General features: G+C 67.9%; 19 protein-coding genes. 6 read left to right on the top strand and 13 right to left on the bottom strand.

Annotation, left to right across the window (positions count from 1 at the left end; translation table 11 throughout):
- The first annotated feature begins 417 nt into the window (after nt 1-417).
- Nucleotides 418-3,717 (top strand): carbamoyl-phosphate synthase large subunit, encoded by a 3,300-nt coding sequence (carB, locus tag CVUC_RS18605; RefSeq protein ID WP_096034072.1) that lies wholly within the window; start codon nt 418-420, stop codon nt 3,715-3,717.
- A gap of 348 nt (nt 3,718-4,065) precedes the next feature.
- Here carB and CVUC_RS18610 read toward each other — a convergent pair whose 3' ends face one another.
- The 3 genes from CVUC_RS18610 to CVUC_RS18620 all read right to left on the bottom strand — a co-directional run bounded on the left by CVUC_RS18610 (nt 4,066) and on the right by CVUC_RS18620 (nt 5,475).
- On the bottom strand, nt 4,066-4,605 hold the full coding sequence (locus CVUC_RS18610; RefSeq protein WP_096034071.1) for a hypothetical protein: 540 nt from the start codon (nt 4,603-4,605) through the stop codon (nt 4,066-4,068).
- Between the two features lie 75 nt (nt 4,606-4,680).
- Nucleotides 4,681-5,169: a bleomycin resistance protein gene (locus CVUC_RS18615; protein WP_012640613.1), complete on the bottom strand. Its 489-nt coding sequence runs from the start codon at nt 5,167-5,169 to the stop codon at nt 4,681-4,683.
- Between the two features lie 66 nt (nt 5,170-5,235).
- Entirely contained in the window at nt 5,236-5,475 is a 240-nt protein-coding gene (locus tag CVUC_RS18620) for a hypothetical protein (protein WP_096034070.1), read from the bottom strand.
- Nucleotides 5,476-5,602: 127 nt separating this feature from the next.
- Here CVUC_RS18620 and CVUC_RS18625 point away from each other — a divergent pair, with 127 nt between their 5' ends.
- Nucleotides 5,603-7,522 (top strand): hypothetical protein, encoded by a 1,920-nt coding sequence (locus tag CVUC_RS18625; RefSeq protein ID WP_024265872.1) that lies wholly within the window; start codon nt 5,603-5,605, stop codon nt 7,520-7,522.
- Between the two features lie 10 nt (nt 7,523-7,532).
- On the opposite strand, the gene CVUC_RS18630 is transcribed toward CVUC_RS18625, so the two are convergent.
- The 5 genes from CVUC_RS18630 to CVUC_RS18650 form a co-directional block, all read right to left on the bottom strand.
- Entirely contained in the window at nt 7,533-8,258 is a 726-nt protein-coding gene (locus CVUC_RS18630) for a class I SAM-dependent methyltransferase (protein ID WP_010920731.1), read from the bottom strand.
- Nucleotides 8,258-8,701: a GtrA family protein gene (locus CVUC_RS18635; RefSeq protein ID WP_096034069.1), complete on the bottom strand. Its 444-nt coding sequence runs from the start codon at nt 8,699-8,701 to the stop codon at nt 8,258-8,260. The genes CVUC_RS18630 and CVUC_RS18635 overlap by 1 nt, the downstream gene beginning before the upstream one ends.
- Nucleotides 8,698-9,690, bottom strand: coding sequence for a glycosyltransferase family 2 protein (locus CVUC_RS18640; RefSeq protein ID WP_096034068.1), 993 nt, complete (start codon nt 9,688-9,690; stop codon nt 8,698-8,700). Before CVUC_RS18640 ends, CVUC_RS18635 begins: the two co-directional genes overlap by 4 nt.
- Before the next feature lie 43 nt (nt 9,691-9,733).
- Nucleotides 9,734-10,906: a carbohydrate porin gene (locus CVUC_RS18645; protein ID WP_096034067.1), complete on the bottom strand. Its 1,173-nt coding sequence runs from the start codon at nt 10,904-10,906 to the stop codon at nt 9,734-9,736.
- A 177-nt stretch (nt 10,907-11,083) separates the two neighbouring features.
- A complete protein-coding gene (locus CVUC_RS18650; RefSeq protein ID WP_024265871.1) occupies nt 11,084-11,542 on the bottom strand; it encodes an Lrp/AsnC family transcriptional regulator in 459 nt (152 codons plus the stop codon).
- Nucleotides 11,543-11,645: 103 nt separating this feature from the next.
- On the opposite strand from CVUC_RS18650, the gene CVUC_RS18655 reads away from it, so the two are divergent.
- Nucleotides 11,646-12,437, top strand: coding sequence for a tryptophan 2,3-dioxygenase (locus tag CVUC_RS18655; RefSeq protein ID WP_010920726.1), 792 nt, complete (start codon nt 11,646-11,648; stop codon nt 12,435-12,437).
- A complete protein-coding gene (locus CVUC_RS18660; protein ID WP_096034065.1) occupies nt 12,413-13,597 on the top strand; it encodes an aminotransferase class V-fold PLP-dependent enzyme in 1,185 nt (394 codons plus the stop codon). The genes CVUC_RS18655 and CVUC_RS18660 overlap by 25 nt, the downstream gene beginning before the upstream one ends.
- A 63-nt stretch (nt 13,598-13,660) precedes the next feature.
- On the opposite strand, the gene CVUC_RS18665 is transcribed toward CVUC_RS18660, so the two are convergent.
- Nucleotides 13,661-15,139, bottom strand: coding sequence for a sensor histidine kinase (locus tag CVUC_RS18665; protein ID WP_010920724.1), 1,479 nt, complete (start codon nt 15,137-15,139; stop codon nt 13,661-13,663).
- A 246-nt stretch (nt 15,140-15,385) separates the two neighbouring features.
- On the bottom strand, nt 15,386-15,955 hold the full coding sequence (locus tag CVUC_RS18670) for a sigma-70 family RNA polymerase sigma factor (RefSeq protein WP_010920723.1): 570 nt from the start codon (nt 15,953-15,955) through the stop codon (nt 15,386-15,388).
- A gap of 232 nt (nt 15,956-16,187) precedes the next feature.
- Here CVUC_RS18670 and CVUC_RS18675 point away from each other — a divergent pair, with 232 nt between their 5' ends.
- The gene (locus CVUC_RS18675) at nt 16,188-16,547 is read left to right on the top strand and encodes a CZB domain-containing protein (protein ID WP_096034812.1); all 360 of its coding nucleotides are present in this window, start codon (nt 16,188-16,190) and stop codon (nt 16,545-16,547) included.
- A 150-nt stretch (nt 16,548-16,697) separates the two neighbouring features.
- Here the strand turns inward: CVUC_RS18675 and uvrC are convergent, their stop codons facing one another.
- From uvrC to CVUC_RS18690, 3 genes are read right to left on the bottom strand one after another with little or no spacing between them, the layout of a single operon-like run.
- Nucleotides 16,698-18,620 carry an excinuclease ABC subunit UvrC gene (gene uvrC / locus CVUC_RS18680; RefSeq protein WP_096034064.1) on the bottom strand — a complete coding sequence of 641 codons (1,923 nt, stop codon included), beginning with the start codon at nt 18,618-18,620 and terminating at the stop codon, nt 16,698-16,700.
- A 29-nt stretch (nt 18,621-18,649) separates the two neighbouring features.
- A complete protein-coding gene (locus CVUC_RS18685) occupies nt 18,650-18,931 on the bottom strand; it encodes a type II toxin-antitoxin system RelE/ParE family toxin (protein WP_096034063.1) in 282 nt (93 codons plus the stop codon).
- A gap of 3 nt (nt 18,932-18,934) precedes the next feature.
- Nucleotides 18,935-19,252 (bottom strand): FitA-like ribbon-helix-helix domain-containing protein, encoded by a 318-nt coding sequence (locus CVUC_RS18690; RefSeq protein ID WP_125469939.1) that lies wholly within the window; start codon nt 19,250-19,252, stop codon nt 18,935-18,937.
- Nucleotides 19,253-19,313: 61 nt separating this feature from the next.
- Here CVUC_RS18690 and CVUC_RS18695 point away from each other — a divergent pair, with 61 nt between their 5' ends.
- Entirely contained in the window at nt 19,314-19,934 is a 621-nt protein-coding gene (locus CVUC_RS18695; RefSeq protein ID WP_096034811.1) for a TIGR02466 family protein, read from the top strand.

Consider the following 19,934-nt stretch of genomic DNA (forward strand, 5'->3'; position numbering starts at 1 on the left):
GGACGTCGCGCAAAAACCCTCTCTCTTAGAGAGAGGGAGGGGCCCAAGCGAAGCTTGGGAGGGTGAGTGGTTACGCCGTCAGCCGGCGTGCCGGCACATAGATCAGCACAGCGTCAGAATCGTCTACGGGCTTCGCCTACCCACTCTCCCTCCCACGCCTGCGGCGCGGGCCCCTCCCTCTCTCCATGAGAGAGGGACTCCTTGTGGCCGCAACCCACCCCTCTCCGACGACGCCAAGGTCCGCTCCGAGGCTCCTGCGAGCGTCGCGCGCACCAGCCCAGCGACGCCCCCTTAACCCTGCGCCAACATGCGGGGTTGCGCCAAACCGACTCCGTCTCTACACGGGCGCCTTAACCTGCAAGATGGTCGACAGCGGGCGCGTGGTTGTGCGCGACCGTGTCTTTGCGCGAGTTAGCCATGCCCAAGAGAACAGACATCTCCTCGATCCTGATCATCGGCGCGGGGCCGATCGTCATCGGTCAGGCCTGCGAGTTCGACTATTCGGGCGTTCAGGCCTGTAAGGCGCTGCGGGCCGAGGGCTACCGGATCATTCTGGTCAACTCCAACCCCGCCACGATCATGACCGATCCGGACGTGGCCGATGCGACCTATATCGAGCCGATCACGCCGGAGATGGTCGCCAAGATCATCGAGAAGGAGCGCCCCGACGCCCTTCTGCCGACCATGGGCGGCCAGACCGCTCTGAACACGGCGCTGGCTCTGGAAGCCGACGGCACCCTGGCCAAGTTCGGCGTCGAGATGATCGGCGCCAAGGCCGAGGTCATCGACAAGGCCGAGGACCGTCAGAAGTTCCGCGACGCCATGGACAAGCTGGGCCTGGAATCGCCCCGCTCGCGCGCCTGCCACACGCTGGAAGAAGCGATGGAAGGCCTTGAGTTCGTCGGCCTGCCGGCGATCATCCGCCCGTCCTTCACCCTGGCCGGCACCGGCGGCGGCATCGCCTACAATGTCGAGGAATTCAAAGAGATCGTCGAGCGCGGCCTCGACCTCTCGCCGACCACCGAGGTGCTGGTCGAAGAGAGCGTCCTAGGCTGGAAGGAGTACGAGATGGAGGTCGTCCGCGACAAGGCGGACAACTGCATCATCGTCTGCTCGATCGAGAACATCGACCCGATGGGCGTCCACACCGGCGACTCGATCACCGTCGCCCCGGCCCTGACCCTGACGGACAAGGAATATCAGTGGATGCGCGCGGCCTCGATCGCCGTGCTGCGCGAGATCGGCGTGGAGACCGGCGGCTCGAACGTGCAGTTCGCCGTCAATCCGGCCGACGGTCGCATGGTCGTCATCGAGATGAACCCGCGCGTGTCGCGCAGCTCGGCCCTGGCGTCGAAGGCCACCGGCTTCCCGATCGCCAAGGTCGCCGCGCGCCTGGCCGTCGGCTACACCCTGGACGAGCTGAAGAACGACATCACCGGCGGCGCGACCCCGGCCTCGTTCGAGCCCAGCATCGACTATGTCGTCACCAAGATCCCGCGCTTCGCCTTCGAGAAGTATCCGGGTTCGGAGCCCCTGCTGACCACGGCCATGAAGTCGGTCGGCGAGGTCATGGCCATCGGCCGCACCTTCAAGGAAAGCGTCCAGAAGGCGCTGCGCGGCCTGGAGACCGGCCTGTCGGGCTTTGACGAGGTCGAGATCGCCGGCGCCGATGATCCCGACAACGGCAAGGAAGCGGTGATCCGCGCCCTGGGCGTGCCCACCCCCGACCGCCTGCGCGTCATCGCCCAGGCCTTCCGTCACGGCCTGACCGTGGACGAGGTCAACGCGGCTTGCAGCTATGAGCCCTGGTTCCTGCGCCAGATCGCCGAGATCGTCCGCCAGGAAGGCTGGGTGAAGGCCGGCGGCCTGCCGCAGACCGCCCAAGGCTTCCGCGAGCTGAAGGCGCAAGGCTTCTCGGACGCGCGCCTGGCCAAGCTGACCGGTTCCACCGAAAAGGCCGTGCGCGCCGCGCGTCAGGCCCTGAACGTGCGCCCGGTGTTCAAGCGTATCGACAGCTGCGCCGGCGAGTTCCTGGCCTCCACGCCCTACATGTACTCGACCTACGAGTTCGGGGCTCTGGGCCAGATCCCCGAGTGCGAGAGCGACCCGTCGGCCGCCAAGAAGGCCGTGATCCTGGGCGGTGGTCCCAACCGGATCGGCCAGGGCATCGAGTTCGACTACTGCTGCTGCCACGCGGCCTTTGCGCTGGACCAGATCGGCGTGGAGTCGATCATGGTCAACTGCAACCCCGAGACCGTCTCGACCGACTACGACACCTCCGACCGCCTGTACTTCGAGCCGCTGACGGCTGAGGACGTGCTGGAGTTGCTGCATGTCGAAATGAGCAAGGGCACGTTGGCCGGTGTCATCGTGCAGTTCGGCGGCCAGACCCCGCTGAAGCTGGCCCACGCTCTGGAAGAGGCCGGCGTGCCGATCCTGGGCACCAGCCCCGACGCCATCGACCTGGCCGAAGACCGCGAGCGCTTCCAGCAACTGCTGAACGGCCTCAACATCGCCCAGCCGGAAAACGCCATCGCCCGCACCTGGGACGAAGCGCGCGCCGAGGGTGACAAGATCGGCTTCCCGTTCGTGATGCGTCCGTCCTACGTGCTGGGCGGCCGGGGCATGGAGATCATCCGCGATCACGAGGCCATGGAGCGCTACATCGCCGGGGCCGGCGAGATCTCGCTCGAGCACCCGATCCTTCTGGATCACTATCTGAGCCGCGCCACCGAGGTCGACGTCGACGCCCTGTGCGACGGCAAGGACGTGTTCGTGGCCGGCGTGCTGGAGCACATCGAGGAAGCCGGCGTCCACTCGGGCGACTCGGCGTGCTCGATGCCGCCCTTCTCGCTGAAGGCCGAGACCGTCGAGGAGCTGAAGCGCCAGACGGTGCAGATGGCTCTGGCGCTCAACGTCCGCGGCCTGATGAACGTACAGTTCGCCATCGAAGAGCCGCACAGCGACAACCCGCGCATCTATGTGCTGGAAGTCAACCCGCGCGCCTCGCGCACCGTGCCGTTCGTGGCCAAGACGATTGGGCAGCCGGTGGCCGCCATCGCCGCCAAGATCATGGCCGGCGAGAGCTTGGCCAGCTTTGGCCTGAAGGACGTCCCCTACGACCACATCGCGGTCAAGGAAGCGGTCTTCCCGTTCGCCCGCTTCGCCGGCGTCGACACGGTGCTGGGCCCGGAAATGCGCTCGACCGGCGAGGTCATGGGCCTGGACTGGAAGCGCGACGGCGAGACCGGCATGGGCCCGGCCTTCGCCCGCGCCTTCGCCAAGAGCCAGCTGGGCGGCGGCGTCAAGCTGCCGACCAAGGGCACGGCCTTCGTCTCGGTCAAGGAAAGCGACAAGCCCTGGATCGTCGAGCCCGTCCGCCTGCTGCAAGCGGCCGGCTTCAAGGTGCTGTCGACCGAGGGCACGCAGGCCTATCTGGCGGCCCAAGGCGTCCAGGTCGAGCATGTGAAGAAGGTGCTGGAAGGCCGTCCGCACATCGTCGACGTGATGAAGAACGGCGGCGTGCAGCTGGTGTTCAACACCACCGAAGGCAAGCAGGCCCTGGAAGACAGCTTCGAGATCCGCCGCACGGCCCTGATGATGAAGGTGCCGTACTACACGACCTCGGCCGGCGCCCTGGCCGCCGCCCAAGCCATCGCCGGCGCCCCGGCCGAGGCCCTGGACGTGCGCCCGCTGCAAAGCTACGCGGCGGAGTAGAACGCCTTCTCCCCTTGTGGGAGAAGGTGGCCCGTCAGGGCCGGATGAGGGGTTGAAGATCAGAGCCGCCGCGACAGCTTCACCGCTGTCGCGGCGGTTTGCGTTTGCGCGACCCCTCATCCGTCGCCTTCAGCGACACCTTCTCCCACAAGGGGAGAAGGGGACGTGGCCTCAAGCTGCGTTGCGCGCCCTGACACAGCGCACGCACTCACCTGCCGAAGGAGCGCCCCCTCCGTCACGCGGCTGCGCCGCGCGCCACCTCCCCCGCGATGCGGGTGAGGAGGAATACCATCCTCCCCCGTGCAACGGGGGAGGGGGACCGCGAAGCGGTGGAGGGGGCGCTTTCGCTCACTCCACCCGCACCCCGTTCTTCACCGCATAGCACCGCCGGCGGCCAAGCTCGGTGCCGCAGAAGCCCGGCTCCATCGTGCCCTGGTTCAGCATCACATAGGGGTCGCGCCGGCACTGGAACCACGCGTGCTGGAAGCTCAGGTGGTCGATGTCGCGGTGGAACACCGGCTGCTGGTCCACGGTGTAGAACCGCGCCATGGCCGTGAGCCCGCCAAAGCTGCCCCGGCCGTTGACGAGGCCGCAGATGCGGCCCGTGCGGGTGGACCACACCGCGCCCAGCTCCAGGGGGCTGGCCTGTTTGAGCCGGGCCTCGAGATTGGCGTGGGCGATCCGCCAGTTGGTCCGGGCCAGCGGCGCATAGCGCGCGGCCTGTTCCGGCGAGGGCGGCGGCAGGGTGGCGTTGTCGCGTTCGAACCGGGCCACGTCGAAGCCGGTCACCACGACCGCCCCCAGGGCGCCGATGACGGCGATGCTTGAGAACACCAGGGCCGCCGCCGAGGTCTGTCGGCGCCGGGCTCCAAAATCCAAGGCGGCCATGTCGTGTCCCTCCCCATCGGCGGGAGAGTGGCGGGGCTTACGGATTTTACAAGGCTAAATTAATTACAATCGTAATTAATCGTCGATCGCCTGGCCGAACACCAGCAGCCCGCCGTCGGGCGCGCGGATCATGAACTCGCGCTGGCCATAGGACTGGTCCACCGGCCCGTGGACGTCCTCCGGCGGCAGGGCGGCCAGGCGCGGGGTCAGCTCGGCGACCACGGCGTCCACATCGCGCACGTCGATATAGTAGGCGAAGCCGCCCGCGCCCCTGGGCGTGACCGTCGCCTCGTCGGCCTGCAACAGGCGAAACCCCACGGTCTCGCGGTGGACATAGGCATAGCCGGGTTGGCGATAGGGGACCTCAAAGCCCAGCAGATCGACGAAGAACACGAGCGCCGCCTCCAGGTCCGGCACGTGCAGGAACGGCGTCACCTGGATGAAGTTGGTCATGGCGCGGCCTCCCTGAGGCGCAGCCTGGCGCAAGCCAGACCTGCGCGCCAGAGCCTTGCGCGTCAAAACGGAATCGTTTCGACGCGATAACAAGGCTCTAAAATCAAACATTTTGAGCCCTTTCAAACGCTTTAGATGATTCCATCTAAAGCTAAAGGGCTCTAGCGGAAGTCGGCTTCAGTCCTTCGGCTCGCCGCTGTCGTCCTCGTCCTCAGCGTCGGGCCGGGGCGTCGCGGTCTCGGCCGGCGGGGGCGGCGGCGGATCCGCAGTGAGGAAGAAGCCGAGCAGCGCAACCATCCCGGCCAGCGGCGCCAGCGCCCTGCGCGAGCGTTTGGCCGCCCGGATCGCCCAGACGCCCAAGGGGATCAGCAGGACCGCCACCGCAAGCAGGATCAGTGTGGCCTTGGCTTCGGTCATGCCTTGGGATGTGGGGCCTTGGGGCTCTTGCGCAACCCTGAGGCGCGGGCTTTTCAGCGACGACTTTGCTGCTAGTAATCGGGGTCCGCGCGTGGGGCGACGTGGAATCGATCGGGGCGTAACTCGGATGTTCGGGAACAAGACGGCTTGGGTTCGCGCGGGCGCGATCGTGCTGTGGTGCCTTGTCTTGGCGGCGGTGCTATCGACGAACCGGATGCTGTCGCTGTCTGTCGACGCCTCCTACCACCTGCAGGTGATGGAGGTGGTGCGGCGCGCGTTCCTGGTGCCGGCCGTCGGGCACGAGTGGATGGCCGAGATGGTCGCCTATCCCAAGCTCAGCCACCGGTTCGCGGGCCTGTTCGCGACCCTGGGGTGGTCGGAGATCAACGCCCTGCTGATGGCCGGGGTCCTGTCGGCGGGCGTGGCCTGGCTGGTGCTGTTCGATCAGGCGCGGCGCGTGTCGCTGACCTATCTGGCGATCTGCGCGGCTCTGGCTCTGATCAATGTCTATGCCCTGCGCGGCGTGATCGGCGCCGAGCTGGTCCGCAACTTCTTCTATCCGCAGATGGTCGGCGAGGCGGTGGCGGCGCTGGGCGTGGCCGGCGGCGCGGTCGTGCTGGCGCGCTCGCGGCCGATGTTCGCGGCCTATGGCGCGGCCATGGTGCTGCTGTGCGGCTGTTTCCACCTGGTGCCGACCCTGCGCCTGTGCGGCGCGCTGATGGCCATGCTGGGCCTGGCGGTGCTGCGCGACATGATCCACGCCCGCCGGATCGACTGGATCGGCTTGGGCGGCCTTTTGCTGATCGCCGCCGGCCTTGTGGGCAATCCGTTCTTCTGGAGCATGCGCTGGATGGCCGTGAACAACGGCAGCATCCATTTCGCCATTCCGATGACCCTGAACGGTCTGGCGGGCCTGTCGGCCCTGCTGGTGGTTCTGTCGGCCTGGATCTTCCTCATCGAGGCCCTACGTCCGCCGGCCGCTGTCGAGGAGGACGCCGGCCCGACGCGCGCGGCCGTGCTGCTGGCTGCATTGGGCGCCGGCGCCGGCGTGTCGATGCTGGCCCAGTACGCCCTCTACGCCCTGCGCGGCGAGGGCTCGGAATACGCCGTGCTCAAGCATGGTTTCGGCGTCTGCACGCTGCTGGTCTTTGTGATCCCGCTGTGGGGGATGACGGTGCTGGGCGTGCGCGGCGCGGCGTTCGAGGAGAAGTCCGGCTGGAGCGCGCGCCTGGGCGTGGTCCCGGCCCTGGCGGCCCAGCTGCTGGTGATGCTGGCCGTGTTCCTGCGCCCCAGCGTCTATGAGGTGCCCCAGGTCACTGCGGTGCTGCGCGACGTTCGCGAGGTGCGGCTGACGCGCGGCCTGCATGGCGAGCAGGTGATGTTCTCGGCCAGCCAGGTTCCCGCCGTGGCGACCTATATGGGCACGATCGGCATGCTGCAGTCGGCCCACGGCGGCAACGTGCTGAGCCTGCTGGATGACGGGCGGCCCAACCGTCCGGGCGACGTGCCCTATATCGTCACCCTGGCCGGTGACGCCTATGACAAGCCCGGCTGCCGCTCCGGCGCGCCGCTGGGCCTGGTCGTGGTGGTGGTCGGTTCCTGCGTCGAGCCGCCGTCGCTGCTGTTCAAGGCCGGCGGATCGGGCGTCAGCGCGCTGCGCACCGGCTGGAGCGCGCCGGAGGCGGGCGGCGTCTGGGCCGACGGGCGCCAAGCCGTGGTCGAGATGCGGCTGTCTGAGGCGCAAGCCAGCCTGCCGGGCGCGGTGCTGGAGGTGGCGACCTTCGCCTTCCTGCCGCTCAAGACCTCGACGCGCACGGTGACTGTTTCGGCCGGAGGAGCGTCGGAAACCTTCACCTTCAACCGCCAGAACGCGATCCGCCACGACTACCGGCTGCTGCTGCCGGCCGAGACGCTGCGGAGCGGCGTGGTGCGCGTGGTGTTTGACACCAAGGATCCCCAGACGCCGGCCTCGCTGGGCCTGGGCGCGGACAACCGCCTGATGGGCGCGGGGCTGGAGGCGATGCGGATCGTATCCGCAGCCCCCTGATCCTTCAGCTTCAGGCCTTGCGCGCGATCACCGCGATCGACAGGCCGAACGGCAGGCCAGGACCCGTCGCCAGCGGCGTCTCCAGCGCGAACACGGTCGCCAGGGCCTTGTTCAGCGCTTTGGGCGGCATGGCGTCGTCGGCGCTCTTGTCGTCCAGCAGGCGCTTGACGGTGCGCTGCGCGGCCGCCAGCGGGAACAGCAGGGTGTTGAAATAGGTGGCCGTCTCGATGGTCAGCCCCGCCGCCTCGAACAGCGCGCGATAAGCCGGCAGGCGATAGCGCCGCTTGTGGTGGTGCAGCACGTCGTGGTGGCTCCACATCCACTGATAGGCCGGCACCGTGGTCAGGATCGCGCCGCCGGGCTTGACCAGCCTCGCCAGGGCCTGGACCGAGGCGGCGTCGTCATCGACATGCTCGACCACGTCAAAGGCGCAGACCAGGTCGAAGCTCTCCGGCGCATAGGGCAGGCCGTCGGGCAGCAGGCCGGTGTCGACCGCAAGCCCCAGCCGCTGGCTGGCGTAGGCGCGGGACTCGTCATCGGGCTCCAGGGCGGTGACCGCGCCGAAGTCGCGCAGCAGCGGCACGTTGCCGCCGGCGCCGCAGCCGACCTCCAGGATCTTCGCCCCGGCGGGCGTTCCGATACGCCGCAGCAGGCCGCGCAGGATCTGGCGTCGTCCCACGAACCACCAGTGGTCGGCTTCCAGGTCGCGGATGCGGTCGTAGATCAGGCGGTCCATCAGGCGTCCTTGCCGGAATTCGGCGTGTGGGCAAAGACCCAGAAGTGGCTGAGCAGAAAGAGCGCGGCCGTATAGCTGGCGATCGCCAGCCCCTGCGCCGTCGTGCTCCACAGCGCGCCCTCGGGCAGGACCCGCGTGGCCAGGGTCAGCACGCCCTGGTTCAGGGCGAAGGCGGCGGCGACGGCGACGGCGTAGCGCAGCGGGGCCGCGCGCGCGGTCTGGCGGGCCTTGAAGACAAAGACCTTGCTCAGCACGAAGCTGACACAGACGCCGATCGCATAGCCGATGGCGTTGGCCAGGTGCGGAGCCAGGCCCAGGCCCAGGTCCAGGGCCAGGATGATCGAAAACCCGACCAGGGTGTTGAACACGCCCGCCACCCCGTAGCGCAGGGCCGACACCAGAAAGTCCCGCCGCGCGGGGGTCAGGAGGGTGCTGACGCTCACGCGTCGAACCCGTAGCGGTCCATCACCACATAGAGCGGCCGGTTCTTCACTTCCTGATAGATGCGGGCGACATATTCGCCCAGCGAGCCGATGGCCAGCATCTGCAGGCCAAAGCTCATCAGGATCACCACCATCAGCGACGGATAGCCGGGCACGTCGCGGCCGAAGAGCAGGGTGCGCACCACGATCATCCCCGCCACGCCGCAGGCCAGCACGCCCGCGATCAGGCCCACATAGCTCCAGATGCGGATCGGCACGCTGCTGAACGAGGTGATGCCGTCCAGGGCGAAGTTCCACAGTTTCCAGTAGCGGAACGAGGTCGTGCCCGCCGCGCGCTCGGGCCGCACATAGGGCACGGCCACCTGGTTGAAGCCGACCCAGGCGAACAGGCCCTTCATGAAGCGGTTGCGCTCGGGCAGCTGTTTGAGCACCTCGACCACCCGCCGGTCCATCAGCCGGTAGTCACCGGCGTTGTAGGGCAGGTCGACGTCGGACAGCTTGTTGAACGCCCGGTAGAAGCCCTGGGCCGTGGCCCGCTTGAGCAAGCCGTCGGACGTGCGGTCGACGCGGACGCCATAGGCCACATCGGCGCCGGCCTCCCAGGCCTCCAGGAACTGGCCGATCAGCTCGGGCGGATCCTGCAGGTCGCAGTCGATCGGCACGATCATGTCGCCGGTCGCCGCGTCCAGCCCCGCCGACAGGGCGGTCTCCTTGCCGAAGTTGCGGGCCAGGTTGATGACCTTGATGCGCGGGTCGCGCTGATGGCGGCGCAGCAGCACCGCCAGGGTGTGGTCGCGGCTGCCGTCATTGACGCAGACGACCTCGTAGGCGACGCCCAGCCTGGCCATCTCGGCGTCGATCCGGTCGAAGAACAGGTCCAGCACCTCCTGCTCGTTGTAGCAGGGGGCCACGATCGACAGCGTCTTGCCCACGCGCGAGCGCGTGGTGACGGGGATGGGCGATATGGGGGGCGCGACGAGCTCAACCATAATGCTGGTTTAGCCGTGTTGCGCGCCCAGGGGGAAGAGGAAGCTAGAAGCCGACCTTCACTCGCAGGGTGGCCACCACGGCGTTGCGCGCGTCGCGGTTCCCGGACGGCCGGATCACGTACTGCAGGTCCGGTTGCAGGGTGATGGGGCCGAAGGTGTCGGCATAGGTGGCCTCCAGCGCCGTCTCGGTGCGGCCGGTGTCCAGCCCCGCGTCCCAGCCGTTGGCCCGCTCGCGGCGCGACAGGAACGCCTGGTTGATCCCGAACGAGGCCTGGCTGGCCGGACGGCTCGCGACCGGCTGCTCGATCAGGATGCCGGCCTGCCAGCCGCCCCGGAAGGGGCTGGTGACGCCGTCGGAAACCCCGGCGCGGGCGAAGGCGGTGATCCGGCCCGGCTCATCCTCGCCGCCCTTGATCCGGCGTTCGGCCAGCACATAGGCGCCGTAGGCCCGGCGCGGGACGGGATCGCCCACAGCGGTGACGTCGCGCCAGTCGTCCTGGCGCTTGGAATAGGCCCAGCCGCCGACCGCCAGCTTGCCGGCGCCGCTCCAGCCCGCCTCGCCGATCGCCAGCACGCCGTGATCAAAACTGAAATCCGCGCCGCCCGGATCGCCGGGCACGCCGGCATGGGCGTTGATCACCGCGCCCTGCACATAGCCGCCGCTTTTGGTGGTCCAGCGCAGGCGCGCCGACAGGGCGGTGGAGGGGAAGATCGACGGGCCGTTGGGGCCGGTGGCCGCCAGCTCCGAGCCGATGCCGAAGGCCGGCGCGATCAGCAGGCCCGCGCTCTCATTGGCGTAGAACTCGCTGTTGACGTCATACAGGCCCACGAGGGCCGAGCCCTGGCCGTCGCCGAAGCTCTGCTCGATAAAGGCCTCGAACAGGCGTGCGCGCTGTTTGGAGACCTCGATATTGTTGACGCCCTGCAGCGAGCCGGCGTCGTTATTGGGCATGGCGCCGGAATTGTTCAGGGCCGACATGCGGAAGGTCGCGCCCGACCAGCCCAGGGCCTTCTCCAGGTCGACATCGGCCGAGACCTTCAGATTGTCGAGCACGCGGGCCTTGTGGGCGGTTCCGCCACGCACGACGCCGGCCACGTCGGCCATGTAGTCGACCTTCAGGGTCAGGGCGTCGTCAGCCAGGGCCGGGGTCGCAACGCCGGCCGCCAGCAGGGCCAGGGCGCCGCATGCGGCGAAGAGGTTACGGCCGTTGGTCATGATCCACCCTTGGGACCCCTTCTGGGTCTTTCGAGGCGGTCAGTGTCCTACAGTCGCGCTTAGGCGTGGTAAAAAATCAGGTTTAACAAGTGCTTACATTGACTCTTGTGAGGGCGGCACGCTGCCGCACGTCCCGGCGCGATGGGCGGGCCTCGGCGAGCACGCGGATTCGGACGGCTAGAGCCCCGCCGTCACCAGCCCGCCTTCCTTGATCGCCTTCATGCAGACGGTGGTGGTGTAGCGCTGCACGCCGGGCATCTGGCTCAGCTCCTTGCGCAGCAGGTGGTCGAGGTCCTCGACATCGGCGGCGACGATCCGCAGCAGATAGTCGCCGGCCCCGGCCGTGGAGTGGCAGTCGGTGATCGCCGGATGGCGCAGCACGGCGGCTTCGAAGGCCTCGTAGCGGGCGAACTCCACGGTGGCCAGGGCGTAGACGCTCAGCCCCTTGCCCAGCGCCTTGGCGTCGAGGCGGGCGTGGTAGCCGGTGATGACGCCCTGCTTCTCCAGCGCCTGCACGCGCGACCAGCACGGCGACTTCGACAGGCCCACCCGCTCGGCCAGGGCGGCGAACGAGATGCGGGCGTCGGCCTCCAAGATGCGGAGGATGGAAAGATCCATGCGGCTGAGGGCGGCCATCGTTCTGTCAGGCTCCAGATTTCCAGAACGATGTTCTAACGCGCTCGACCCTCGTCGCGCAAACGAGGACAATGTGCCGAGCGACGCCGCCTAAGGTTTCCGCATGGCGCAAGACATGACCTACGCGCGATACCTCGCGCTCGACGAACTGCTCTCGGCCCAGAAGCCGCTGAGCGACCGGCACGACGAACTGTTGTTCATCGTCATCCACCAGACCAAGGAGCTGTGGCTCAAGGAGATCCTCCACGAGGTCGCCCTGGCCCTGAAGCTGATCGCCGGCGGCGATGTCGAGCCGGCCTACAAGGCCCTGGCGCGGGTCTCGCGGATCCAGACGGTGATGACCCTGTCGTGGGACATCCTGGCCACCATGACGCCGGCCGATTACCTGAGCTTCCGCGATGATCTGGGCACGAGCTCGGGCTTCCAGTCGCACCAGTTCCGGGCCCTGGAATACCTGCTGGGCCTGAAGGACCAGAGCTTCCTGAAGTTCCACACCGAGCGGCCCGAGGCCCTGGCCATGCTGAAGAGCGCCCTGGAGTCGCCCAGCCTGTACGACGTGGCCATCGCCCAGTTGCCGCGCCATGGCCTGACCGTGCCCGACGCCGCCTTGCACCGTGACTTCAGCCAGACCTATGTTCCCTCACCCGAGGTCGAGGCCGCGTGGCTGGAGGTCTATCGCGACCCCAAGCGTTACTGGGAGCTCTATCAGTTGGCCGAGAAGCTCGTTGATCTGGACGACGCCCTGGTCACCTGGCGCCACAAGCACGTGCTGACCGTCGAGCGGATCATCGGCGGGCGTCCGGGCACCGGCGGCACCGACGGGGTCGGCTATCTGGCCAGCACGCTTCGCCGCCGCGCCTTCCCCGAGCTGTGGTCGCTGAGGACCAAGCTCTGATGGCCGCGCGCAAGGACCTGTTCTCGCGCGCCCTGGCCGCGGCGCCGGGCCGCCTGCATATGGCCGCCCACAGCCACCACCTGTGGCCCGACGCCACCCTGGCCGCTCAGATTGAGGCCTGGGAGGACGCCGCCGTCCTGGCCGACCACAAGTGGGACAAGGCCCTGGGCCAGGTCTATCCGGCCGCCCAAGCCCTGGTCGCGCGCGAGCTGAACCTGCCGTCCAGCGACACGATCGTCTTTGCGCCCAACACCCACCTGCTCCTGGCCACCCTGGTCTCGGCGATGACGCGGCCAAGGCCCCTGCGGGTGCTGTCGACCAACGGCGAGTTCCATTCGTTCCGCCGCCAGGCCCAGCGCTGGGTCGAGTCCGGCGAAATCACCCTGACCCTGATCGACGCCGAGGCGCCCGAATTCGCCGAGCGGTTCCTGGCCGCCGCGCGGACGGGCGAGCATGACCTGATCTTTGTCAGCCACGTGTTCTTCAAGACCGGCCTTGTCTTCGACCGCGTCTGGGAGCTGGCGGACCGCGCGCGCCCCGACGGCCCCTGGGTGGTGGTCGACGGCTATCACGGCTTTCGCGCCATCCCCACCGACCTGTCGGCGCTGGCCGATCGGCTGTTCTACGTCTCGGGCGGCTATAAATATGCGATGGCGGGGGAGGGCTGCGCCTTCCTGCACGCCCCGGCGGGCTTTGGGCCGCGCCCGGTGCTGACCGGCTGGTACGCCGAGTTCGGCGACCTGGAAGGCCCGCCCGGCGGGGTCGGCTATGTCACCGACGCCGGCCGGTTCCTGGGCGCCACCTTCGACCCCACCGGCCTCTATCGCTTCGTGGCGGCGGGCGCGATGATCGAGGCCGAGGGCCTGACCACGGCCGGCGTCGCGGCCCATGTGCGCGGCCTTCAGGTCAGCTTGCTGGACAGAATCGCGGCGGGCCAGGCCGGACCGCTGCGTGAGGCGGTGGTGCTCAACCCGCCTGGGAACGGCCCGCAAGCCCGCTTCATCGCCTTGCGCCATCCGCAGGCCAACGCCTGGAAGCACGCCTTGGCCGACAAGGGCGTGGTGGTCGACGTGCGTGACGACGTGCTGCGGGTGGGGCTGTCGGTCTATCACGACGAGGGGGATATCGCGGCGTTCTGCGGGGTGTGCGCGGGGCTCTAGGCTCTGCTCTCGCCTGACCCACCGATCCGATCGGAAAAAGCGTTGTTTCAGAGGCTTGGAACGTCAGGCGGTCTTTTTGCGTGACGTCCTGGCCGGCTTGTCTGGCGGCGCTTCGGCGATGGCCGCCGGCAGGGCCAGGGTGATGATCGTCCCGCCCTCGGGATGATCGCGCCGCTCCAGCGTCACCCCGCTGGCTTCCAGCAGGTTGCGGGCGATGAACAGGCCAAGGCCCAGGCCCGGCTTGTTCAGGCCCGCATGGGAGCTGCCCCGCGTGAACGGCACGGGCTTTTCAAAGTCGACATTGGGGTCAAAGCCCGGCCCGCGATCCATCACCTCGATGACGGCCGCGTCGGCCGCGCCCCGTCGGCAGGCGACGATGACCGGCTGGCCCGGCGGCGTGTAGAGCACCGCATTGTCCACGATCTGGCGCAAGGCGTTCTCCAGATTGGCGCGATCGGCATGGACGGCCAGCACCTCGCCGCTGTCCTCGATCCGCAGATCGATTCCGTCCGCCAGCGGATGGTTCTCGGCGAAGGTTCTGATCGAGGCCAGGAGGTCAGGAACCTCAATGGCTTCCGGCGTCCATGCCGGCGCCTGCTCCAGCGCCTTGACGGTCTGGATCTGTTCGAAGTGCGCCAGGATGCGCTCGCCGGCCTCGTGGATGCCGCCGGCGAACTGCCGCACATTGGCGGGCGTGTTCTTGGCGCCCATGATGACCGAGGCGAAGCCCAGCACCGCGTTCAGGGGCGTGCGGAACTCGTGATTGATCCCGCTGAGAAAGTCGCGACGGGCGTTCTCCGCCTGGGCGGCGCGCAGCTGCTCGCGGCTGAGGTCCACCGCCACCTGCTGCAGCGTCGCCGCCTGGCGGCCGATCAGGGCGTTCTGCAGGATCAGGCGCTGGTTGGCGGCCTCCAGCTGGCCATGCTCGCGCTCGATCGCCAGCAACATGACCAGCAGGGTCGAGGCCGAGGTTAAGGCCAGGGCCAGGGTGGTGTACAGGAACAGGCTGTCGAAGTCCGCGATGGCCAAAGGGCGCCAGACCGACAGCAGGCCCCGGCCGATACAGGCGTAGAAGAAGGCGCGACCCAGCAGGCCTTCGCGGCGCAGGATCGCGCCTTCCCAGAAATAGACCAGCAGCTGGACGATCGACGACATCATCAGACCGTAGTCGGGGGACACGGCGTTGAAGATGACGATCAGGGCCAGGGCGGCGACCGAGACCATGGCGGCCAGCGACTCGACCATCGCCGCCTTCACATAACGAAGGCTCCCGACGGCATGGAAATAGTAGAACAGGCCCAGACACACCAGTGACAGGGTCTGGCTGGCCACTACCGGCAGGAGGACCGGGCCGGGCTCCCAGAGGCTGAGCGCGCCAAACCCGATCGCTCCGGTCAGGGCGGCGTAGGCCACGCCCCAGTCTCGGAAGTGCGGCGCGCCGGCATTGTAGCGATAGAGGGTCAGAAACGCGGGCGCGCTGAGGGCGACGGGCGCAACGCCCATCAGCGTGAAGACGAAAACGTACCCTCCAGCCGCCTGCATGGAGTTCGCCCTCCCGGCGGCCGTCTCACCCTGCGAGCCCCCGTGACGGAAACCCTATCGCCGCCGGGGCGTGGGGGGAAGATCAATCGTCACACGGTGACCGGGGAGGGCTGTCGCCGAAACGGAGGCGTCCAGAGCCCGCCCCGTTTGGACGCAACCCTCTCAACGGGGTGAGCAGGCTCTAGGATCAAACATCTAGAGCCCTTTTTGAACGCTCTGGATGGCTCCCTCCAAAGCTAAAGGGCTTTATGCCGCCAACCGTTCCAGATCGCGCAGCATCGAGGCCATGGCCTGGCCCGCGGGCTTGCCGTCGCGGGGGTAGTGGCCGGTCTCGAACAGCTGGACCAGCTCGGCGCGGGCGCGGCTGACGCGGCTCTTCACCGTGCCGATGGCCACCCCGATCATCCGGGCCGCCTCTTCGTACGAGAAGCCGCCGGCCCCGATCAGGATCAGCGCCTCGCGCTGGTTCTCGGGCAGCATCAACATGGCCTGACGCAGGTCGTCCAGGGCGATGGCGCTGTCGAAATTGGTGTTGGCCACCAGGGTGCGCTCGGCCATCTCCTGATCCAGCGCCACCGAGCGCCAGCTGCGGCGCTTGTCGGAATAGAACTGGTTGCGCAGGATCATGAAGGTCCAGGCCTTCATGTTGGTGCCCATGGTGAAACTGCCCCGGCTGGCCCAGGCCTTGGCCACGGCCTCCTGCGCCAGATCATCGGCCATCGCCGCATTGCCGCACAGCGAGCGGGCGAAGGCCCGCAGGTGGGGGATCAAGGCGATCAGGTCACGTTCGAAGCTCTTCTGAGTCTGCTGGTCCATCTGGGCGCCTCCTCGGCGACCTTAACAACGGCCCGCAGCGGCGAAGGTTCCCTGGGGGGAGGGGAGGGGAGGGTCAAATGGCGGCCGGGGAGAGCGTCGTCCTTCCGGCGCCCCGTCCTCCCCAAACCGGGGAAAACCGCCCTCAAGTTGTGGATAGGCGGCGGGTTCGGCAACCGTTCGGAAACCAAGTTATCTCAAAAACTCACCCATGTTTGAACCGGAAGGTTTGGCCATGGATTTCCTTGAACACGCACACCAACACACCCTGATCCGCGAGACGCTCGGCGCGGCGATTTCCGAGCAACGGTCGTTCGACGCTCGCGAGCTGAAGTCCGACCGACTGTGCCCCACCGGCTGCTGGCTGCATGGCGAGGGCTCGCGCCGCTGGGCGGGGAACCACGCGTTCCTGAACCTGCTGGAAGCCCACCGCGAGTTCCACCTGCGGGCGGGCGAGGTGGCCGAGCTGGCTCAGCGCGGCGCCACCGTCGAGGCCCAGCGCGCGCTGCGCAACGGCACGCCCTTCGCCCACGCCCTGGCCAACCTGAACGCGGCCTTCCGGCGGATGAAGGCTGCGGCGAGCGTGGCGGCTTAAGGGCTCAGCCCAAAATCCCATGTCATCCCGGACGACCCGTAGGGGCGATCCGGGACCCAGGGGCGGCGCGCACGGCGATCCTTCACCCCCTGGGTCCCGGCTCTCCGCGCTACGCGCTGCGGCCGGGATGACACGGGGTGAGGGGAGGCCTCACCCCTTCCGGAAAAACCCGAAGATCCGCTCGGCCAGGGCCTGGCTGACGCCGTCGACCTTGACGAGGTCCTCGACGCTGGCCCGGCCCACGCCCTTGGCCGAGCCGAAGGCGTGCAGCAGGGCCTTCTTGCGGCCCGGACCCACGCCTTCGATCTCGTCGAGCGGGTTCTTCTTCAGGTCCATGCTGCGGCGGGTGCGGTGGGCGCCGATCGCAAAGCGGTGGGCCTCGTCGCGCAGCCGCTGCAGGTAATACAGAACCGGCGACTTGGGCTCGAGCATGAACGGGGTCTGGCCGGGGATGAAGAACCGCTCCAGCCCGGCGTCGCGGTCGGGACCCTTGGCGACGCCCACCACGGCGATATCGTCGACGCCCAGATCGGCCATGATCTCGATCGCCGCGTCCAGCTGGCCCTGGCCGCCGTCGACGAGGACGAGGTCGGGCCGATTGGCGTCGTCGCCCTCTTCCTCTTCCTTGACGAGGCGCGCGAAGCGGCGGCGCAGCACCTCCTTCATCATGCCGTAGTCGTCGCCGGGGGTGAGCTCGGTGCTCTTGATGTTGAACTTGCGGTACTGGCCCTTCATGAAGCCTTCGGGGCCGGCCACGATCATGCCGCCGACGGCGTTCGTGCCCTGGATGTGGCTGTTGTCATAGACCTCGATCCGTTCGGGCGGCGCGTCCAGCTTGAAGGCCTCGGCCACCCCGGCCAGCAGCTTGGTCTGGGCCGAGCCTTCGGCCATTTTTCGCCCAAGGGCTTCGCGCGCGTTGGTCAGGGCGTGCTGAACGAGATCGGCCTTCTCGCCGCGCTTGGGCACGGCGATCTCGACCTTGCGGCCGCTCTTCAGGGCGAAGGCTTCAGACAGCAGCTCGCTCTCGGCCGGCTGGACATTGGCCAGGATCAGGCGGGGGATCGGCTTGTCGTCATAGAACTGGCCCAGGAACGCGGTGATGATCCGCTGCTCCTCGGTGACGCCTTCCTCTTCGCTCTCATCCGCCGCGCCGGTGATGCGGGGGAAGTAGGCGCGGTTGCCCCAGTTCTGGCCGGCCCGGAAGAAGAACACCTGCACGCAGGCCTGGCCGCCCTCGACGTGCAGGGCCACGACGTCGGCCTCCTCGACCGTTTCGGGGTTGATCTGGGTCTCCTGGGCCACGGCCGAGAGGGCGCGGATCCGATCGCGGAGTCTGGCGGCGCGCTCGAACTCCAGGTCCTCGGCGGCCTCTTCCATCGCCTTGGCCATGGTGGCCATGACCGCGCGGGACTTGCCTCGCAGGAACGCCTCGGCCTGGTCGACGAGGGCCTGATAGTCGTCCTTGCCGATCAGGCCGGTGCAGGGGGCCGCGCAGCGCTTGATCTGGTAGAGCATGCAAGGCCGGTCGCGGCTGTCATAGACGCTGTCGCTGCACGAGCGCAGCAGGAACGCCTTCTGCAGGGTGTTCAGCGTGCGGTTCACCGCCCAGGCGCTGGCGAAGGGTCCGAAATAGTCGCCCTTGATCGTGTGGGCGCCGCGATGTTTCCGCAGTTGCGGGGCGTCGTGATCGCGGCGGATGACGATCTCGGGAAAGCTCTTGTCGTCGCGCAGCAGCACGTTGAAGCGGGGCTTGAGCTGCTTGATCAGGTTGATCTCAAGCAGCAGGGCGTCGGCTTCGGTGCGGGTGGTGATGAACTCCATGGCCCGCGTGGCGTCGACCATGTTGGCGATGCGGTTGGTGTGGAAGCGGCCTTGGGCGTACTGGACGACGCGCTTCTTCAGGCTCTTGGCCTTGCCGACGTACAGCACCTCATCGGCCTCGCCGATCATGCGATAGACGCCGGGCGCATCAGGCAGGCGCGTGACCTCGTCCTTGATCAGGGCGGCGCCCCAAAGGGGAGCCGCTTGGCGGGGAAGGGCTTCAGCGTCGGAGGCGGAGGGAGTGTCGGTCACGGGGGCAGATATAGGCGAGTCCGGGGCGTTCAGCGACGTTCAAGGCTGTGTCGGATGCGGGCGATCACCACGCGGTCACCGCGCACGCGGTACTGGATCACGTACTGGTTCGAGTGGAAGGCGACGTAAAACTCGCGATAGCGGCCATCGCGGCTCAACGGCGCGCGCTGGGGATAGTCGAGGAGCCGATCCACGGCGGCGCCGAGCGCATCGCTGAGATCGAGCGCGTAGCGCGCGTCCTTCGCCAGCAGCCAATCTTCCAGATGGTCGACATCGGCCATGGCCGCCGGGGTGACGACGACCCGATACATGAACTAGCGGCGCTGGCCGAGATTGCGCAGGCGCTCTCGAAAGACCTCGAAAGGCACGCCACCGGTCCGCTCGGCCTCGTCGCAGATCCGGTCGAGATAGTCGGCATAGGCCTCGGAATCCTGGTCGAGGTCGTCTTCAGGAGAGCGCGCCAAGGGGGCGTCCCAACGCGGTTCTCGTTCCGCGACGCCCGATTGCTCGGCGTCGCGCCCGAGGACGTCTCGAGCATACGCCTCCACGCTCTGGCCCGCGGCTTCGGCGCGAGCCCTCAGCCGCTCGGCGAGTTCCGGATCGATTTTCAGGATGAGGTCACCGTCAGCCATGTTCTCATGATGTTCCATCTGTGATTTGTCGTCAACGCCCGCCGGCGCTATGACGCGCCCCATGACCCCGCGCAGCCTGTTCGTCACCCCGCTCTATGAAGCCTCTCTCGCCGGCGAGAAGGGCTTCGACGCCTTCATCGACGACCTGCACGACGCCTGCGTCGCCATCGCCGAGGAGGACGAGGCCGGTCAGGCCTGGGCCTATAGCAAGGGGTATCTGGGCTATACCTCCTACGCCTCGCTGAACGACCTGCCGATGCGCGACAGCCTGTTCGCCGAGCTGAAGAAAAAGCTCGACAAGCACGCGGCCGCCTTCGCCAAGGACCTGTGCTTCGATCTGGGCGCGGGCAAGCTGGTGATGGACAGCTTCTGGATCAACATCCTGGAGCCCGGCGGCCAGCACACCGGCCACATCCACCCCCACAGCGTCATCTCCGGCACGGTCTATGTGACCATCCCGCCGGGCGCCTCGGCCATCAAGTTCGAGGATCCGCGCCTGCCGATGATGATGGCCGCCCCGACCCGCGAGGCGAACGCGCCTGAGAGCCTGCAGCCGTTCGTCTATGTGAAGCCCTCGCCCGGCGCGATCCTGATGTGGGAGAGCTGGCTGCGCCACGAGGTGACGCCCAACCAGGCCGACGAGCAGCGGATCAGCGTCAGCTTCAACTACGCCTGGCGGTAG

The organism is Caulobacter vibrioides (assembly GCF_002858865.1).
GTDB classification, from domain to species: domain Bacteria; phylum Pseudomonadota; class Alphaproteobacteria; order Caulobacterales; family Caulobacteraceae; genus Caulobacter; species Caulobacter vibrioides.

What these genes read in the sequence shown, in the direction of transcription:
- CVUC_RS18670 (WP_010920723.1), bottom strand. Translation starts at nt 15,955, where the DNA reads ATGGACCAGCAGACTCAGAAGAGCTTCGAACGTGACCTGATCGCCTTG.
- carB (WP_096034072.1), top strand. Translation starts at nt 418, where the DNA reads ATGCCCAAGAGAACAGACATCTCCTCGATCCTGATCATCGGCGCGGGG.
- CVUC_RS18610 (WP_096034071.1), bottom strand. Translation starts at nt 4,605, where the DNA reads ATGGCCGCCTTGGATTTTGGAGCCCGGCGCCGACAGACCTCGGCGGCG.
- CVUC_RS18645 (WP_096034067.1), bottom strand. Translation starts at nt 10,906, where the DNA reads ATGACCAACGGCCGTAACCTCTTCGCCGCATGCGGCGCCCTGGCCCTG.
- CVUC_RS18625 (WP_024265872.1), top strand. Translation starts at nt 5,603, where the DNA reads ATGTTCGGGAACAAGACGGCTTGGGTTCGCGCGGGCGCGATCGTGCTG.
- CVUC_RS18650 (WP_024265871.1), bottom strand. Translation starts at nt 11,542, where the DNA reads ATGGCCGCCCTCAGCCGCATGGATCTTTCCATCCTCCGCATCTTGGAG.
- CVUC_RS18695 (WP_096034811.1), top strand. Translation starts at nt 19,314, where the DNA reads ATGACCCCGCGCAGCCTGTTCGTCACCCCGCTCTATGAAGCCTCTCTC.
- CVUC_RS18630 (WP_010920731.1), bottom strand. Translation starts at nt 8,258, where the DNA reads ATGGACCGCCTGATCTACGACCGCATCCGCGACCTGGAAGCCGACCAC.
- CVUC_RS18690 (WP_125469939.1), bottom strand. Translation starts at nt 19,252, where the DNA reads ATGGCTGACGGTGACCTCATCCTGAAAATCGATCCGGAACTCGCCGAG.
- CVUC_RS18620 (WP_096034070.1), bottom strand. Translation starts at nt 5,475, where the DNA reads ATGACCGAAGCCAAGGCCACACTGATCCTGCTTGCGGTGGCGGTCCTG.
- CVUC_RS18640 (WP_096034068.1), bottom strand. Translation starts at nt 9,690, where the DNA reads ATGGTTGAGCTCGTCGCGCCCCCCATATCGCCCATCCCCGTCACCACG.
- CVUC_RS18615 (WP_012640613.1), bottom strand. Translation starts at nt 5,169, where the DNA reads ATGTTTGATTTTAGAGCCTTGTTATCGCGTCGAAACGATTCCGTTTTG.
- CVUC_RS18685 (WP_096034063.1), bottom strand. Translation starts at nt 18,931, where the DNA reads ATGTATCGGGTCGTCGTCACCCCGGCGGCCATGGCCGATGTCGACCAT.
- CVUC_RS18655 (WP_010920726.1), top strand. Translation starts at nt 11,646, where the DNA reads ATGGCGCAAGACATGACCTACGCGCGATACCTCGCGCTCGACGAACTG.
- CVUC_RS18675 (WP_096034812.1), top strand. Translation starts at nt 16,188, where the DNA reads ATGGATTTCCTTGAACACGCACACCAACACACCCTGATCCGCGAGACG.
- CVUC_RS18665 (WP_010920724.1), bottom strand. Translation starts at nt 15,139, where the DNA reads ATGCAGGCGGCTGGAGGGTACGTTTTCGTCTTCACGCTGATGGGCGTT.